Source organism: Micromonospora parva, assembly GCF_040649675.1.
Classification (GTDB): domain Bacteria; phylum Actinomycetota; class Actinomycetes; order Mycobacteriales; family Micromonosporaceae; genus Micromonospora; species Micromonospora parva.
On sequence record NZ_JBEZFX010000001.1, the window covers coordinates 469,156 to 484,946 of the forward strand.

Sequence of the window (15,791 nt, forward strand, 5' to 3'; positions counted from 1 at the left end):
ACCGGACAGCCCTCAACGAAGGGCCGAGGCTGGGACGTTCAACCGGCTGGGCCCCGGAGCCGTGGTGACGGTTCCGGGGCCCAGCTTTTGGTTGTGGTCAAGGTGTGACGGTCAACTGCCGGCTGGTCGTGTGGGGGTCACGCAGGTGGTTCGGGCTGATTCGAGGGTGCCGTTGATGGAGGTGACGCAGTATTCGTAGTTCCAGAAGCCTGAGGTTAGGTAGGCGATGCCGTGGGTGGGTTCGGTGAATGTTTGTTCGCTTGGGGTCAGGGGGCTGCCGTTGGTGAGGTCGCGGGTCCAGACGCGGTAGCCGGCGGCTGTGTCGTTCTTGGTCCAGGTGAGTTGGACGGTGTTGGCGTCGAGGGGGTTGATCTGTAGGCCGGTGGGTGCGGTGGGGGTTGTGGTGCCGACTCTGATGGGGCGTGCGTTGTTGGGGAGGCCGGAGCCGGTGGTGTTCCAGCTGGCTACGGCGATGATGTAGCGGTGGTTGGGCTTGAGGCCGTCGATGCGGGCGGAGAAGCCTTTGATGCCGGTGCTGGAGAGGATGGCGTTGGGGGTGTCCTGGTCCCAGTAGATGACTTCGTAGCGTTCGATGGCGTCGGGGTTGGTGGGTACGCCCCAGGTGATGGTGAAGCCGGTGGCGGTGGGTTGGGTGATGATTCCGGTGGGTCCGGGGGGTGCCGTCGGGTTGGCTGTCGCCCTTGTGGGGGGGAGTGACCAGTCGGATTTTTGGTCGTCGGTGTCGCCGTTGTCGGTGCGGACCTGGTATTCCCAGGTCAGGTCTTTGGGGGAGAGGGTTTCGTGGCGGTTGGCTTGTACGCGGGATTCGTTCCAGGTGGTGGTGCCGACCAGTCGGGAGCGGACGGTGTATCCGTGGGCGCCGAAAACCTTGGGCCAGTTGACGGTGACGCCTTGAGGGCCTTCGCCGGCGGTGATTCCGTCGGGTACGGGCGTGGGTCGTTTCGGGATGGTGGTGGGGATGTCGAGGGGTTTGGTGCCGTATCCGAAGTCGTTGTGCAGGGTTTCGGTGAATGCTCGGGCGATTTGGTATTCGCCGGTGGCGTTGGGGTGCAGTCCGTCGTAGCCGGCGGGGCAGCTGGTGGGTTCGCAGTCGTAGTTTTCGCGCCACTTGACTAGCTTCACTGGTGACTGGTTGGTGTTCCAGGTCGGGATCGCCTGGGCCAGCCGGGAGTTGTAGTCATTGGTTTTGTCGGGTAGTTGTTCGTTGCCGCCCAGCAGGGTGCGTTGCGGGACGTTGGCTATCGCGAGCTTGATGTTGGGATTGGCGTCGCGGGCTCTGTCGACCAACACTTTCATGCTGTCCACGGTGTCCTTGGGGTTGGTGACCGACCAGCCCAGATCGTTGAAGCCCAGGCCGAGCAGGATCAGGTCAGGCTTCTGCTGCTGCACCTGGTACTGGATCAGGCTCTTGGCAACCGCTGCCTGCTGGCCCCACATCGCGAAGTGTTCGTCGTCGTCGAAGGTTTCCGCCCGCTTGTCGTACTCGCCGCCGAAACGCGTCGATTCAGTCTCAGGCTCGGGTAATTGCCCTTGCAGAGTTGGCGGTTTACGTCCGGGTGCCCGGGCCGGCACGGTGCCCTTATAGGGGCCAACGAACTCGGCGTCCACGCCCTGTTCCCTGAACCACTCCGACAGTCGGTAACGCCAGGTCCAGTCGCCCTCGTCACCCTGACTCATCGAATCACCCACCACCATCACCCTGACGCTGCCCGTCGGATCAGGACCGTCGAGGTGGGTGAAGTAGACGGTGGAGTCACCGTCGCGTTCGTAGTTGCCGTTGAATCCCCAGTTGATCCAGCCGCCGTCGCCGTTGTTCCTCACCACGCCGACGTCGAGCGCGAAGACGGTCATGCCATTCACGTTCGCGAGGTGTTTCAAGTTCGAGAGATAACCAAAGGAGAACTGGTCGACCGACTTGACGACGAGGATGTTCGTGTCAGGGAAGCACTTCTGGTACTCGGTGGTCAGCGACCGGACGAGCTCCTCGCGGTCGCCGGGCACCGACCCGGTGTAGCCGCATCCCGGGTACGGTCCGTTCGCGGTCGACGTGTGCTGCGGAGTATCGGAATCGAAGTTGGAATCGGCGAATCCGGCCATGGGGTCGAAGGTGAGGTCGGCCGTCGCCGGATCGGTGAACGCCACCGTCATGCCGTCCGAGCTGCGGGTGAAGTTTCCGTAGAACGCCCAGTTGTTCCAGCCGCCGTCGCCCATGTTGTGGAACGTGCCTGTCTTGAACACGTGAACGTCGTAGCGGCCTCGACTCGCTACCCCGGATGGCCGTCCAACCTCGGTCGAGTCTTTCGCGTCGTAGTCCTGCATGCTGAACGCACTCGCGAACACCTGCGACGTCGGCGGGGACAACCATTCGTGGGATTGCTCGTCGTGCATCACCATGACGTTGTAGTCCGGGAAGCAGGTACGCACATCGTTGAGCAGTGCCCGTACGTGTCCGACCTGTGCGTCGTTGCTCAACCCGTTGTAAAGACTGTAGTACATGTTGCGATCCACCCGGTCGCGGGTCGTCACCTCACACTGCGGACCAGAAGACCATCCCGAGCGCCGCTCGGGAAGCGGCGGCGTCGTGAAGGTCACGGTCCGTCCATCGTCGCTCTTGGTCCAGTATCCCTCGTAGCCCCAGTTCTTGTAGCCGAGGTCACCGGCCTGATAGAAGGTGCCGGATTTGAAGACGTACACCCGATACTTCGTGTCACTCAATTCGATCGTGGTGACGAAGTACGCCTCCGTCATGTGTTGCGTGCTGCCGTTGTGGGGCTGGGCGATCACAACGTTGTAGCCGGGGAAGCAGTACGCCACCCGCCGAACGGCCTCCTTGACCTTGTCCGCCTTCTCGTTCTCCGAGGTGATTATGTAGGAAATCACCGACGCGAGACCCAGGAACATGTTGCCCATCACGAATTTCGGCTCCGCCCACACGATCGCCGGGGCATTCGCCCTCGGGTCAGCATCAAGGCAGGCCGACGGCAGCGCTCCGGGCGTCAGCGCCGCTGCGTTCGCCTCGGGCACGGCGGCGGCCTTGGTCACGCCAACGTTGGTGGAGCCGGCCACAACCAGCACCAACGCAAGGAAGAACGCCATGAGACGGGTGCCGTGCCGCCTATTTTTGTGCAGCCATGATCGACTATGGGAATGAGACATGGAGGACTTCTCTCTGTCCGATCATGGCACCGAGGATGGAATCAGGAAGTCGACTCCGACAGATCATGGCGCCGGACTTCCAGGCCCACCCGCTGCCTGACCTGGGACAAGTAGGGGATCCGACGCTCGCCTCGACGTACGCCGTCGATGGTCCGTCGTCAGTTGTCGGTCGTCAGTTCTTTACATCGATGATCTTTGTGTAAAATTCATAGATCTACAAGTCTCGAATCGATCACAGTCATTGGTCTCCCCGGCCCAGCCACCCCACGCAGCGCAAGCCGAGGTGGGCCCACCGACGGGTCCGGCCAGAGCGGACCACGTCCCCGACGGCCTTCACGCAGCGCCGATCCGACCCCGTCGACGCACCGACGCGACTACCCTCGGTCAGGGAAGAGGTGGCGGCGCGGGGAGGTGGGGCCGTTCGCGGACCGCCTCCACCGCGCCAGGCGGGACACACGTCCGCACCAGCGGGGACCAACGGCCCTGCCCCATCCTCTCGGCGGCGACGAAGCTGGACGTGGCCGGGAAAACCCGGGACACCGGATGCGACGTCCCCGATTTCGCGAGAGGCTTACGCAGCATGGACTCCGCTGTTGACCTGCACAGCCCTCTGACCGAAGACGAACTGCGTCGGCTGGACGCCTACTGGCGCGCCGCGAACTACCTCACCGTCGGGCAGATCTACCTGCTGGACAACCCGCTGCTGCGGGAGCCGTTGACAGTCGACGACATCAAGCCGCGACTGCTCGGCCACTGGGGCACCAGCCCCGGCCTCAACCTGATCTACGCCCACCTCAACCGGGTGATCGTTGCCCGCGACCTGAACGCCATGCTGGTCACCGGCCCCGGCCACGGCGGCCCGGCCATCGTGGCCAACACCTGGCTGGAGGGCACCTGGTCGGAGCGCTACCACGACGTGGCGCGCGACGAGGCCGGGATGTCCAAGCTGTTCCGCCAGTTCTCCTTCCCCGGCGGCATCCCCAGCCATGTGGCGGCGGACGTGCCGGGCTCGATCCACGAGGGCGGTGAGCTGGGGTACGCGCTGAGCCACGCCTACGGCGCCGCGTTCGACCACCCGGACCTCGTGGTGGCCTGCGTCGTTGGCGACGGTGAGGCGGAGACCGGGCCACTGGCCGGCAGTTGGCTCTCCAACGTGTTCCTCAACCCGGCGCGCGACGGGGCGGTGCTGCCCATCCTGCACCTCAACGGCTACAAGATCGCCAACCCGACCGTACTGTCCCGGATCCCCGAGGCCGACCTGCTCGACCTGATGCGCGGCTCGGGCTACCAGCCGTACGTGGTGGCCGGCGACGACCCGGCGCAGGTGCATGGCACGCTCGCCGCGACGATGGACCGGGCACTGGACGAGATCGCCGAGATCCAGCGGCGGGCCCGCTCCGGCGGCGTCGTCGAACGCCCCCGCTGGCCGATGATCATCCTGCGGACGCCGAAGGGCTGGACCGGTCCCGCCGAGGTCGACGGCATCCAGGTGGAGGGCACCTACCGTGCCCACCAGGTGCCGCTGTCGGGCGTACGCGACAACCCGGCGCACCTGGCCGAGCTGGAGCAGTGGCTGCGCAGCTACCGACCGGAGGAGCTGTTCGACGCCACCGGCGCGCCGGTGGACGAGCTGCGGACGCTGCCGCCGCGCGGTGACCGGCGGATGAGCGCCAACCCGGTCACCAACGGCGGCGTGGTGCTGCGGGACCTGACCCTGCCGGACTTCCGCGACTACGGCGTGGAGGTCCCCGAGCCGGGCACGCCGATGGCCGGCGCGACCGGTGTGCTCGGTCCGTGGATCCGCGACGTGATCAGCGCCAACCCGGAGACGTTCCGACTGTTCGGCCCGGACGAGGTCGCCTCCAATCGGCTGGGTGCCGCCTTCGAGGTGACCGACCGGGCGTGGGTGGCCGCGACGGTGCCCGGCGACGAGCACCTCTCCCCCGACGGGCGGGTCATGGAGGTGCTCTCCGAGCACCTGTGCCAGGGCTGGCTGGAGGGTTACCTGCTGACCGGCCGGCACGGCGTGTTCACCAGCTACGAGGCGTTCATCCACATCGTCGACTCGATGCTCAACCAGCACGCCAAGTGGCTGAAGGTGACCCGGGCCATCCCCTGGCGTCAGCCGATCGCCTCGCTGAACTACCTGCTGTCCAGCCACGTCTGGCGGCAGGACCACAACGGCTTCTCCCACCAGGATCCGGGCTTCATCGACCACGTCGTCAACAAGAAGGCCGAGGTGGTACGGGTCTACCTCCCGCCGGACGCGAACACGCTGCTCGCCACGATGGACCACTGCCTGCGCAGCCGGCACTACATCAACGTGGTGGTGGCCGGTAAGCAGGCCGCGCCGAACTGGCTGACGATGACGGAGGCGATCCAGCACACGCGGCGTGGCCTGGGCATCTGGGAGTGGGCCAGCAACGACGGCGGCACCGAACCGGACGTGGTGCTCGCCTGCTGCGGAGACGTGCCCACCCTGGAGACGCTGGCCGCCGTCGAGCTGCTGCGCCAGCACCTCCCGGAGTTGAAGGTGCGCCTGGTCAACGTGGTCGACCTGATGCGGCTCCAGCCGGACACCGAGCATCCGCACGGTCTGACCGACAGAGAGTTCGACACCATCTTCACCGAGGACCGGCCCATCATCTTCGCGTACCACGGCTACCCGTGGCTGATCCACCGCCTCACCTACCGGCGGACCAACCACGAGAACCTGCACGTGCGCGGTTACAAGGAGGAGGGCACCACCACCACCCCGTTCGACATGGTGATGCTCAACGACCTGGACCGCTTCCACCTGGTCATCGACGTCATCGACCGGGTGCCCGGGCTGGCCGCCAGCGCCGCGCACCTGCGTCAACGGATGGTCGACGCCCGGCAGGCGGCCCGCGACTACACCCGCCGGTACGGCGAGGACGACCCCGAGGTCGCCGAGTGGCGCTGGATCCGCGAAACCGACCCGACCACCCCCTGAAGGAGGACGACGTGCGCGACGCGGAGATCCTGGTTGGCTACGACGGCTCCACCGACGCCTCGCTGGCCCTGAACTGGGCCGTGCAGGAGGCGCGGCACAGCGGCCAGCCGGTGCGACTGGCGTACGTCTTCGAATGGCTGACGGTGGCCAGTTGGGTCGGCCCGGGGGTGGCGCCCGGCGTGTGGCCCGACGACACCGCCCGCCGGCAGGTCGACGAGCTGGTCCGCAAGGCCGCGGCGGACGCCGCCGCGACCAACCCCGGGCTGAAGATCACCGGTGAGGTGTACGACGGGCCGCCCACCCTGGTGCTCCAGGAACGCTCGGCTGAGGCCGGGCTGCTGGTGCTCGGCAGCCGGGGCCACGGCGGATTCGGTGGCCTGCTGGTCGGGTCGACGGCGGTGTCCGTCGCCGCGCACGCCCACTGCCCGGTCGTGGTGGTCCGCGACGGGGTCGGCAGCGCCGCCACCGACACGTCGAGCCGCCCGGTGGCGGTCGGCGTGGACGGCTCGGAACCTTCGCTGGTGGCGCTCGGCTTCGCGGCCGAGCGGGCGGTGCAGCGGCAGGTGCCGTTGCGCGTCCTGCACGCCTGGACGCCGGGCCCCGGCGGAGCGGCCGGGGTGCCCGACGAGCGGGCCGCCGTGGACGAGGCGCTGGAGCCGTGGCGACGGACCTACCCCGAGCTGCCGATGACCGTCGACCTGGTGTCGACCAGCCCGGCGGCGATGCTGATCGAGGCGAGTCGGGACGCACTGCTGGTGGTGGTCGGCAGCCGGGGCCGGGGCGGGCTGGCCGGCATGCTGCTCGGCTCGGTCAGCCAGCAGCTCATCCAACACGCCCACTGCCCCGTCGCGGTGGTCCGCGAACGCTGAGCACCGCGGGCGTAACGACCCGGCGGGGACGGGACCTGTGGCCCTGCGGAGACACCACCGGGTGTCGCAGGATGAGGCGGCAACCCCGGCGCGGCGGCGCGCCGTGCGGCACGATGAGCAGAGACGGAAAGGTCGTGACCATGAGTCAGGAAAGCCAGCTGACCACCGCGCTGGCGGAGGCCGCCGCCACCGCCGGCCACGCCCCCTCGGTGCACAACACCCAGCCGTGGCGCTGGCGGGTGCTGCCCGACGCGTTGGAGCTGCGTTCCGTCGCCGACCGGCAGCTCGCCGCCAGCGACCCCGACGGGCGACTGCTCGCCATCAGCTGCGGCACCGCCCTGCACCACGCCCGACTGGCGCTGGCCGCCGAGGGGTGGCGCGCCGTGGTGGAACGGCTGCCCGACCCGGCCGACAGCGAGCTGCTGGCCCGGCTGACCGACCTCAGCCGCACCACGGCCGACCCGGACGCCATGCGCATGGTGCAGTGCATGCAGGTGCGGCACACCGATCGCCGGCCGCTCAGCGACGAGCCGGTGCCGCCCACGGCGATCCAGGAGATCACCCGGGCGGTCAGTGCCGAAGGCTGCCGGTTGCAGATCCTCGACCGCGACCAGGTGTTGGAGCTGGCCGCCACCGCCGGGCACGCCGACACTGTCGAGGCCGAGGACACGGAGATGCGTACCGAGCTGGCGTACTGGACCAGCCGGGCCGGCTCGGGCACCGGTCTGCCGGCGGAGGTGCTGCCCGAGCAGCCCGCGCAGACCACCGTCCCGGGGCGTGACTTCGGTCGGCCCGGCAGCCTGCCGGTGGGTCCCGGGCACGACCAGATGGCGGTGTACGCGATGCTGCACGGCGACGAGGACGAACGGGACAGCTGGCTGCGGGCCGGCGAGGCGCTCTCCGCCGGTTGGTTGACCGCCACCCGGCTCGGCGTGTCGGTGGTGCCGCTCAGCGCGGTGGTGGAGGTGCCGGGCACCCGGCAGACCCTGCGTCAGCTGCTCTCCGGCATCGGCTTCCCGTACCTGGTGCTGCGGTTGGGCATCGCCGATCCGACCCAGTCCGGCCCGCCGCACACGCCACGGTTGACCACCGCCCAGGTGGTCGACACCTCGGCCGTGCGCTGACGGCCCCTGACGACGGGCGACGCCAGCGCTACCATCCCCCGATGACCAGCAGCGCCCCGTCGCCCCGGCAGGAACCATCCACGACACCGTCGCTCGGGCTGAGCCCGCTGTCCCGGGTCCGTCTCGACGAGCTGCTGCAGGAGATGCTGGTCCGCGTCGGTGAGGTGGTCACCAGCCGGGAGCGGCTGCGGGCCCTGCTGGACGCGGTGGTCGGCATCGGCACCAACCTGGATCTGCGTACCACCCTGCAACGCATCGTGCAGGCGGCCTGCGAGCTGGTCGGCGCCCGGTACGGCGCGCTCGGCGTGGTCGGCCCGGACCGGCTGCTGCACGACTTCATCGTCCACGGCATCACCCCCGAGCAGCATGAGCGGATCGGTGACCTGCCGCACGGGCGGGGCGTGCTCGGTCTGCTCATCGACGACCCCCGCCCGCTGCGGATGCCCGACATCACCCAGCACCCCCGCTCCTACGGCTTCCCGGCCAACCACCCGCCCATGCACAGCTTCCTGGGGGTGCCGGTCCTCATCCGCGACCAGGTCTTCGGCAACCTCTACCTGGCGGAGAAGCAGGGCGGCGCGCAGTTCACCGAGGACGACGAGGAGATCGTCGTCGCGCTCGCCGCCGCCGCCGGCGTGGCCATCGAGAACGCCCGCCTGTACGCCGTGGCGCACCGGCGGCAACGCTGGCTCGCCGCCACCGCCGAGATCACCACGGTGCTGCTCGGCGAGGTACGCCGTACCGACGCGTTGGCGCTGGTCGCCCGCCGGGCCCGCGAGGTCGCCGAGGCCGAGCTGGCGTTGGTGCTGCTCTACGACAGCGACACCGAGCACTTCTCGGTGGAGGTTGTCGACGGCGCCGACGCGCAGGCCCATCCGCTGGTCGGCGCGGTGCTGCCCGCCGCCGACACCAGTTTCGGCGCGGCCGTCGCCGAGGGCCGGCACGACCAGGTCGACGATCTGGCGCACGCCGCGCCGTGGCCGGCGCTGCTGCACACCGGCCCGGCGATGATCTCACCGCTCGCCACCGCCGAAACCCTGCACGGCGTGCTGATCGTGGCGCACCGGCCGGAGCGCGGCGGGGGTGCCAGCGAGGAGGACGTGGCGCTGCTGGGCAGCTTCGCGGGGCAGGCGGCGCTGGCCATGGAACGGGCCCGGGGCCAGGAGGAGCGGGAACTGCTGGTGGTCCTGGAGGACCGGGAGCGCATCGCCCGTGACCTGCACGACGTCGTGATCCAACGGCTCTTCGCCACCGGCCTGCAACTGCAGAGCGCCGCACCGATGGGCCGCCCGGAGGTGGCCAAGCGGATCAACGCCGCCGTCGACGATCTCGACGCCACCATCCGGGACATCCGCCGGACCATCTTCGAGCTGCGTACGCCGATGACCTCGGAGCTGCGCACCGAGATCCGGACGGCGATCGAGGCGGCCGCCGAGTCCCTGGGTTTCAAGCCGCATCTGGAGCTGGCCGGGCCAGTGGACAGCGCCGTGCCCGACGCCATCCGTCCGGACCTGACCGCGGTGCTGCGCGAGGCGCTGTCCAACGTCGTCCGCCACGCCCAGTGCACCCGCGTCGACGTGGCCGTACGCGTCGACGCCGGTCACGTCACTGTGACGGTCAGCGACAACGGGGTGGGCTGTGACCCGGCCGCCGCCCGGGGTGGTCTGGTCAACCTGCGCGAACGTGCCAGCCGTCTCGCCGGCACCTTCACGATCCTCGGCGTCGAACCGCACGGCACCGAGCTGCGCTGGACCGTGCCGCTGCGCGACTGACCTCCGCGACCCCGGTCAGGGTGTCTTGCCGAGGAGGCGGGTGGCCAGAACGGCGGCCTGGGTGCGGCGCTCCAGACCCAACTTGGCCAGCACGCTGGAGACGTAGTTCTTCACGGTCTTCTCCGCGAGGAACATCCGACCGGCGATCTCCCGGTTGGTCAGCCCCTCCGCCACGTACTCCAGGATCCGCCGCTCCTGCTCGGTGAGCGACTTCAGCTCGCGCGGCTGCTCAACGCCGTTGCGGATGCGTTCCAACACCCGGGTGGTGATCGCCGGGTCGAGCAGCGACTGCCCGGCGGCGACCCGGCGGACCGCGTCGACCAGGTCGGTGCCCCGGATCTGTTTGAGCACATACCCGGCGGCACCAGCCATGATCGCCGCGAACAGCGCCTCGTCGTCCTCGTACGAGGTGAGGATCAGGCCCTTGATGGACGAGTCGACGGCCCGGACGTCCCGGCACACGTCGATGCCGTTGCCGTCGGGCAGTCGCGCGTCGAGGATCGCCACGTCGGGTCGCAACGCCGGGATGCGACGGGCCGCCTCCTGCGCCGAGCCGGACTCGCCGACCACCTCGATGTCACCGCTGCTCTGCAGCAGGTCGGCCAGGCCACGACGGACGACCTCATGGTCGTCGAGGAGGAACACACGGATCATCAGTCGTTTCTACCCGCTGCCCGGGGCCCGGCGCACGGGCCGAAGGTCCCGACCAGTGGGCCGCGAGCGGGCGCTCGGTCCCGACCGGTCGGGACGTCCGGCCCTGCTCGGCGACCGCCGAAGAGTGGACCGTGAAGGTACGGCCACCCGGCACCACCCGCCGCCGGCCGCACCGGGAGAGGAGCACCGCCATGGAGATCGGCTACACCGCGACCCAGCTGCGGACCGCCGCCGTGGACGCGGTCCGGGCACCGTCGTTGCACAACACCCAACCGTGGCGGCTACGGCTGCGCGACGGCGGCATCGAGGTGCTGGCCGACCCGGGCCGCCGGCTGCCGGCGACCGACCCGAGCGGGTGGGGCGTCCGGGTCGCCTGCGGCGCGGCGCTGTTCAACCTGCGGATCGCCCTGGCCGTCGCCGGCACCCCGGCCCGGGTGCGGCTGCGCCCCGACCCGGCCCAACCGGACCTGCTGGCCCGGCTGGTGCCGGACGTCCCGCGCCGGCCCACCCCCGCCGAGCAGAGCCTGTACGCGGCCATCCCCCGCCGGTTCAGCAACCGACTGCCGTTCTGGCCGGACCCGGTGCCCGCCGACGCCCGGTGGCGCCTCGGCGAGGCGGCCCGCGCCGAACAGTGCTGGTTGGAGCTACTGATCGGGGTGAGCGCGGTCTCCGCGTTCGGCGAGATCGCGCGCGGCGCGCACCGGGTGCTGGAACGCGACCCCGCGTACCGGGCCGAGCGTGAACGGTGGCTGCGTCGCGAGTTCGCCCCGGACGGCGTACCCAGCTCGGCCGGTGGCCCGCAGGGCGAGCCGCAGGATGTCCTGCCGGCCCGCGGCTACGGTGGGCGCGACCGTGCCCCCGGCCGGGACTTCGAACCGGAACCTCTGGTGGGGGTGCTGGGCTCGGCGGGCAACACCGCGGTGGACCAGGTGATCGCCGGGCAGGCCCTGCAACGGCTGCTGCTCACCGCCACGGACGCCGGGCTCAGCGTGTCGATGCTCTCCCAGCCGATCGAGGTGCCGTCGGCGCGGGAGCAACTGCGGCTGTCGCTGGGCCGCTTCGGCACCCCCCAGATGGTGCTGCGGATCGGGTACGGCCAACCGGGCCGACCGACCCCCCGACGTGAGGTCGACGAGGTGCTGGAGCTGCCGGTGGTGCCCGCCTGACCCGCCGGGGCACGCTCAGCCGGCGAGGACGGCGGCCTCCCGGGCCGGGTCCAGCCCGACCGGGCCGCGCTGCGGTCGCCCGGCGCGCGGCGGAACCGCGCCGACCTCACGCAGCCAACGCCAGGTGTCCTCGACGGTCTCGGTCACCGGCCGGCAGGTCAGCCCGGCGGCCAGCGCGCGGGTCACGTCCTGCTCCAGCAACCCCCGGTACGGGTGGCCGCGCGGCATCCAGATCGGCAGGTCGCTCCACGGCTGCACGCCGGCGGCGAGGATGGTCGTCGGTTCGGTCCAGCGCAGCCGGGCGGCGGCACCGGTGGCGGCCACGCACGCGTCGAGCAGCTCGCCCATCGTGGTCTGCGTCGGCCGGCCGACCGCGTTGACAGTGCCGCCCACCCCTCGGGCCCCCGCGTCCAGCATCCACCCCGCCAGGTCGCGGACGTCGACGTACTGCACCGGCAGGTCGGCCGGCCCGGGGGCGAGCACGTCCCCGCCACGCTCGATGCGCCGCAGCCACCAGGGCAGCCGGCCGATGTCCTCCCCCGGGCCCAGGATCAGACCGGCCCGGGCGATCAGCGCACGCGTGCCGAACACCCCCCGCACGGCACCCTCGGCGCCGGCCTTGAGCTGCGGGTAGTCGCCGTCGACGGCGTCCGGGTCGGCGTCCACCACAGGGGAGTCCTCATGCAACCCGGTGGCGGCGTGGTCGGTGTAGACGGACCCGCTGGACACGTACACGTAGTGGCCGACCGAGGCGAGCAGGGCGCGGGCGGCGGCGCCGGCAGCCCGCGGGGCACCGTCCCAGGTGTCCACCGCCACGTCCCACTCGCCGCCGGCCAGGGCCGCCAGGCCGTCGGGCGCGGTGCGGTCACCCCGCAACCGGTGTACGCCGGGCGGCACCACGCCGTGCAACCCCCGGTTGAACACCGTCACCGACCAGCCGCGGCGCACCGCCTCGGTGACAGTCGCCCCGCCCACAAAGCCCGTACCGCCCAGCACCAGCAATCTCATGCGCTCCACAGTGCCGACCCGGGGCGGCGCGGCACACCCCTGTTCACCAGCAGCGGATCTGCCCGTGGCAGAACCAGCGGGGCGCGGTCACTCACCCGCCCTCGCCGGGCGCGGCCAGCGCGGTGCGGCGGCGGAGCAGCGCCGCCCTCGCCCGGCGGGCCGCCCGCAGGTGCGCGCCCGCCAGGACGCCGAGCACCAGCACCATCCCCAGCAGCACCGGATCGAACTCGTGCCGCACCACGCTGATGACCAGCGCACCGACGCTGAAGGCCAGCCAGGCGCCGACGCCGAGCCAACCGGCGACCACCCGGTCCCGGGCGAACAGGGGGGTCCGTCGGGTCACGGCCCAGCCGCCGAACGCCGCCCAACACAGGCCGATCGCCACCAGCGCGGCGAAGGCCACGCTGGTGCGTGTCGGTAGCTCGGGCTCGGTCGCCCAGAGCAGACCGATCAGGCCGCTCCCGGTGAGACCGGTGAAGCCCACGGCCAGGTATCCGACCCGCCTGCGCAACGACAACGGCGCGTCCAGTCGCGCCAGTACCTCTTCCGGAGTCATGCTTCGTACCCCTTCCGCACCAGCTCACGGCGTAACAACGTGCGGGCCCGGTTGAGCCGCGACTTGACGGTGCCGACGGGGACGGCGCAGATCTGCGCGCAGGCGTCCAGCGGCAGATCCTCCAGGTAGAACAGCAGAAGCACCTCCCGTTCCCGGGCGGGTAGCTCCGCCAGCGCGCCGGCGAGGGTCTCCCGGTTGACGACCCCCTCGGCCTCGTCGTCGCCCGGCAGGTCGTCGATCGGTTCGGGTTCCGGGCGGGCGTACGCGTCCCGCAGCCGGTTCATCACCGCCCGGCGGGCGATGGTGAAGAGCCACGGCGTGAACCGGTCCGGCTGCCGCAGCCTCGGCAGCCCCCTGAGGACCGCCAACCAGATCTCCTGCACCACATCGTCGTCGGACCCACCGAGCATCCGCCCGACGTACCGTTCGACCGCCGGATGCCAGCCCTGCACCAGTTGGGCGAACGCCTCCCGTTCGCCCAACTGGCAGCGGACCACCAGCAACTCATCGCTCATCGGTCCTCCTTCGCCTGTTCAGTCGGTGCGGGCGTCCGGCAGGTTCACGACGCGCCACAGCGGGGACCGGCGTCGGCGGGTGGCGGGGTGCGGCAGTGGTCGCAGAGCTGGTCCAGGATGCAGGAAAGCCACGCAGGGGCATGGTCAACGGAGCCGCCGATTGCGAAACTGCTTCAATCTGCGTCAGCACGGGCAATCGAGGCCCTTGACGCAATTGGTGACCACGCGTGCCGCCCAGGTGACATCACGTGCCGGACCGGTGGGCCTGACCGCTACCCGAGGCCGGTTCGACGTCGGCACAACCCGGATGGAGGGGGAATGTCAGGCACGCCGCTGTCCCTGCCGCAGCCGTCCGCGCGGGCCCCCGAGTTCGGCGGGAACGCGCTCATCGTCTGCGAGAACCTGGTGCGGATCTACCAGACCGGTTCGATCGAGGTGCAGGCACTGCAGGGTCTGGACCTGGCCGTGGAGAGCGGTGAGCTGGTCGCCGTGGTCGGTGCCTCCGGGTCGGGCAAGTCGACGCTGCTCTCCATCCTCGCCGGCATCGACGCGCCCACCGCCGGGCGGGTCCGGGTCGACCGGTGGAACCTGCTGGCGATGTCCCGCGCGGACCGGGTGGACTACCGGCGGCGCACCGTCGGGTTCGTACGGCAGCAGACGGCGAGCAACCTGATCCCCTACCTGACCGCACGCGAGATGGTGGACCTACCGATGACGGCGGCCCGCACCGCGAAGGAGGAACGTCGGGAGCGCGCGGCCGAACTGCTGGACAGCCTCGGTGTCGCCGACTGCGCCGATCGCCGCCCGGGCCAACTCTCCGGAGGGCAGCAGATGCGGGTCGCGATCGCGGTGGCGCTGGCCAACCAGCCGCGCGTCCTGCTCGCCGACGAGCCGACCGGCGAGCTGGACGCGGCCACGTCCGCGGAGGTCTTCGGCGTGCTGCGCGACGTCAACCGGCGCTACGGCGTCACCGTCGTCGTGGTGACCCACGACCCGGCGGTCAGCGGCCAGGTCGAACGAACGGTCGCGATCCGGGACGGGCGCACCAGCAGCGAGGTGCTGCGCCGCACCACCACCGACGCGGCGGGCGACACCCACATGATCGCCGAGGAGTACGCGGTGATGGACCGGGCCGGGCGGGTCCAGGTGCCCCGCGACTTCCGCCAGGCGCTGGCGCTGACCCGACGGGTCCGGCTGGCCCTGGAACCCGACCACATCACGATCCGCCCCGATTCGGAGACCCGCGCATGAGTGCCGAGCCGCTGCTGCGCGTGCGCGACGTACACCGGAGCTTCCGCACCGGGCCGACCGTCGTGCACGCCCTGCGCGGCGTGTCGTTCGACGTGGCGGCCGGTGCCATGGTGGCGCTCGTCGGCCGGTCCGGGTCGGGCAAGACCACACTGCTCAACGTCATCGGGGGCCTGGACCGCCCGGACGCCGGCACCGTGCACGTCAACGGCACCGACGTCGCCGCGCTCGACGAGGACGGCCTGTCCCGGCTGCGGCGCGAGACGGTGTCGTACGTCTTCCAGAGCTTTGGGTTGATCCCGGTGCTGTCGGCGGCGGAGAACGTCGCCGCCCCGCTGCGGCTGGCCCGCGTCGCCCCGGCCGAGCGCGAGCGGCGGGTCGGGTTGCTGCTGGAGCTGGTCGGCCTGGCCGACCACGCCCGGCAGCGGCCGGCCGAGCTGTCCGGCGGCCAACAGCAGCGGGTGGCGATCGCCCGCGCGCTGGCCGCCTCGCCCCGGCTGCTGCTCGCCGACGAGCCCACCGGGCAACTGGACGCCGAGACGGGCCTGTCGGTGATGGCCCTGCTGCGCGGGATCGTGGAATCCGAAGGCGTCACCGTCCTGGTGTCCACGCACGACGCGGTGATGATGGCCCTGGCCGACCGGGTGATCCGCATCCACGACGGGCACCTCGACGAACAGGCGGCCGGCCAGCCGTACGAGCCCGTGCCGGACGCCAGGTGACGCGTC

General features: G+C 70.7%; 12 protein-coding genes. 7 read left to right on the plus strand and 5 right to left on the minus strand.

Features of this window, described 5'->3' with window-relative positions; all coding sequences use genetic code 11:
* Positions 1–111: 111 nt before the first annotated feature.
* Positions 112–3,117: an SGNH/GDSL hydrolase family protein gene (locus tag AB0C03_RS02070; RefSeq protein WP_156057858.1), complete on the minus strand. Its 3,006-nt coding sequence runs from the start codon at positions 3,115–3,117 to the stop codon at positions 112–114.
* A 640-nt stretch (positions 3,118–3,757) separates the two neighbouring features.
* Here AB0C03_RS02070 and AB0C03_RS02075 point away from each other — a divergent pair.
* From AB0C03_RS02075 to AB0C03_RS02090, 4 genes are all read left to right on the plus strand, one after another.
* Complete coding sequence (locus AB0C03_RS02075) at positions 3,758–6,151, plus strand: phosphoketolase family protein (RefSeq protein WP_030336070.1); 2,394 nt, start codon at positions 3,758–3,760, stop codon at positions 6,149–6,151.
* Positions 6,152–6,162: 11 nt separating this feature from the next.
* Positions 6,163–7,020 (plus strand): universal stress protein, encoded by an 858-nt coding sequence (locus tag AB0C03_RS02080; protein WP_357633634.1) that lies wholly within the window; start codon positions 6,163–6,165, stop codon positions 7,018–7,020.
* Between the two features lie 140 nt (positions 7,021–7,160).
* Positions 7,161–8,144 (plus strand): Acg family FMN-binding oxidoreductase, encoded by a 984-nt coding sequence (locus AB0C03_RS02085; RefSeq protein ID WP_030336074.1) that lies wholly within the window; start codon positions 7,161–7,163, stop codon positions 8,142–8,144.
* Between the two features lie 41 nt (positions 8,145–8,185).
* The gene (locus AB0C03_RS02090) at positions 8,186–9,916 is read left to right on the plus strand and encodes a sensor histidine kinase (protein ID WP_030336077.1); all 1,731 of its coding nucleotides are present in this window, start codon (positions 8,186–8,188) and stop codon (positions 9,914–9,916) included.
* A 15-nt stretch (positions 9,917–9,931) separates the two neighbouring features.
* On the opposite strand, the gene AB0C03_RS02095 is transcribed toward AB0C03_RS02090, so the two are convergent.
* Positions 9,932–10,570 carry a response regulator gene (locus AB0C03_RS02095; RefSeq protein WP_030336079.1) on the minus strand — a complete coding sequence of 213 codons (639 nt, stop codon included), beginning with the start codon at positions 10,568–10,570 and terminating at the stop codon, positions 9,932–9,934.
* Between the two features lie 191 nt (positions 10,571–10,761).
* Between AB0C03_RS02095 and AB0C03_RS02100 the strand changes: the two genes are divergently transcribed.
* Positions 10,762–11,736, plus strand: a complete 975-nt coding sequence (locus AB0C03_RS02100; protein ID WP_030336081.1) for an Acg family FMN-binding oxidoreductase — start codon at positions 10,762–10,764, stop codon at positions 11,734–11,736.
* Between the two features lie 15 nt (positions 11,737–11,751).
* Here the strand turns inward: AB0C03_RS02100 and AB0C03_RS02105 are convergent, their stop codons facing one another.
* From AB0C03_RS02105 to AB0C03_RS02115, 3 genes are all read right to left on the minus strand, one after another.
* Positions 11,752–12,744 (minus strand): NAD-dependent epimerase/dehydratase family protein, encoded by a 993-nt coding sequence (locus AB0C03_RS02105; RefSeq protein WP_030336082.1) that lies wholly within the window; start codon positions 12,742–12,744, stop codon positions 11,752–11,754.
* A 91-nt stretch (positions 12,745–12,835) separates the two neighbouring features.
* Entirely contained in the window at positions 12,836–13,300 is a 465-nt protein-coding gene (locus tag AB0C03_RS02110) for a hypothetical protein (RefSeq protein WP_030336084.1), read from the minus strand.
* Positions 13,297–13,815 (minus strand): RNA polymerase sigma factor, encoded by a 519-nt coding sequence (locus AB0C03_RS02115; RefSeq protein WP_030336086.1) that lies wholly within the window; start codon positions 13,813–13,815, stop codon positions 13,297–13,299. Before AB0C03_RS02115 ends, AB0C03_RS02110 begins: the two co-directional genes overlap by 4 nt.
* A gap of 318 nt (positions 13,816–14,133) precedes the next feature.
* Between AB0C03_RS02115 and AB0C03_RS02120 the strand changes: the two genes are divergently transcribed.
* Positions 14,134–15,066 carry an ABC transporter ATP-binding protein gene (locus AB0C03_RS02120; RefSeq protein ID WP_030336088.1) on the plus strand — a complete coding sequence of 311 codons (933 nt, stop codon included), beginning with the start codon at positions 14,134–14,136 and terminating at the stop codon, positions 15,064–15,066.
* Positions 15,063–15,785 (plus strand): ABC transporter ATP-binding protein, encoded by a 723-nt coding sequence (locus AB0C03_RS02125; RefSeq protein ID WP_030336090.1) that lies wholly within the window; start codon positions 15,063–15,065, stop codon positions 15,783–15,785. Before AB0C03_RS02120 ends, AB0C03_RS02125 begins: the two co-directional genes overlap by 4 nt.
* The last annotated feature ends 6 nt before the right edge of the window (positions 15,786–15,791 follow it).

Excerpts from the sequence above, each read along its gene's own strand:
- AB0C03_RS02125 (WP_030336090.1), top strand. The coding sequence starts at position 15,063 with ATGAGTGCCGAGCCGCTGCTGCGCGTGCGCGACGTACACCGGAGCTTC.
- AB0C03_RS02085 (WP_030336074.1), top strand. The coding sequence starts at position 7,161 with ATGAGTCAGGAAAGCCAGCTGACCACCGCGCTGGCGGAGGCCGCCGCC.
- AB0C03_RS02095 (WP_030336079.1), bottom strand. The coding sequence starts at position 10,570 with ATGATCCGTGTGTTCCTCCTCGACGACCATGAGGTCGTCCGTCGTGGC.
- AB0C03_RS02100 (WP_030336081.1), top strand. The coding sequence starts at position 10,762 with ATGGAGATCGGCTACACCGCGACCCAGCTGCGGACCGCCGCCGTGGAC.
- AB0C03_RS02070 (WP_156057858.1), bottom strand. The coding sequence starts at position 3,117 with ATGGCGTTCTTCCTTGCGTTGGTGCTGGTTGTGGCCGGCTCCACCAAC.
- AB0C03_RS02105 (WP_030336082.1), bottom strand. The coding sequence starts at position 12,744 with ATGAGATTGCTGGTGCTGGGCGGTACGGGCTTTGTGGGCGGGGCGACT.
- AB0C03_RS02110 (WP_030336084.1), bottom strand. The coding sequence starts at position 13,300 with ATGACTCCGGAAGAGGTACTGGCGCGACTGGACGCGCCGTTGTCGTTG.
- AB0C03_RS02115 (WP_030336086.1), bottom strand. The coding sequence starts at position 13,815 with ATGAGCGATGAGTTGCTGGTGGTCCGCTGCCAGTTGGGCGAACGGGAG.
- AB0C03_RS02075 (WP_030336070.1), top strand. The coding sequence starts at position 3,758 with ATGGACTCCGCTGTTGACCTGCACAGCCCTCTGACCGAAGACGAACTG.
- AB0C03_RS02090 (WP_030336077.1), top strand. The coding sequence starts at position 8,186 with ATGACCAGCAGCGCCCCGTCGCCCCGGCAGGAACCATCCACGACACCG.
- AB0C03_RS02120 (WP_030336088.1), top strand. The coding sequence starts at position 14,134 with ATGTCAGGCACGCCGCTGTCCCTGCCGCAGCCGTCCGCGCGGGCCCCC.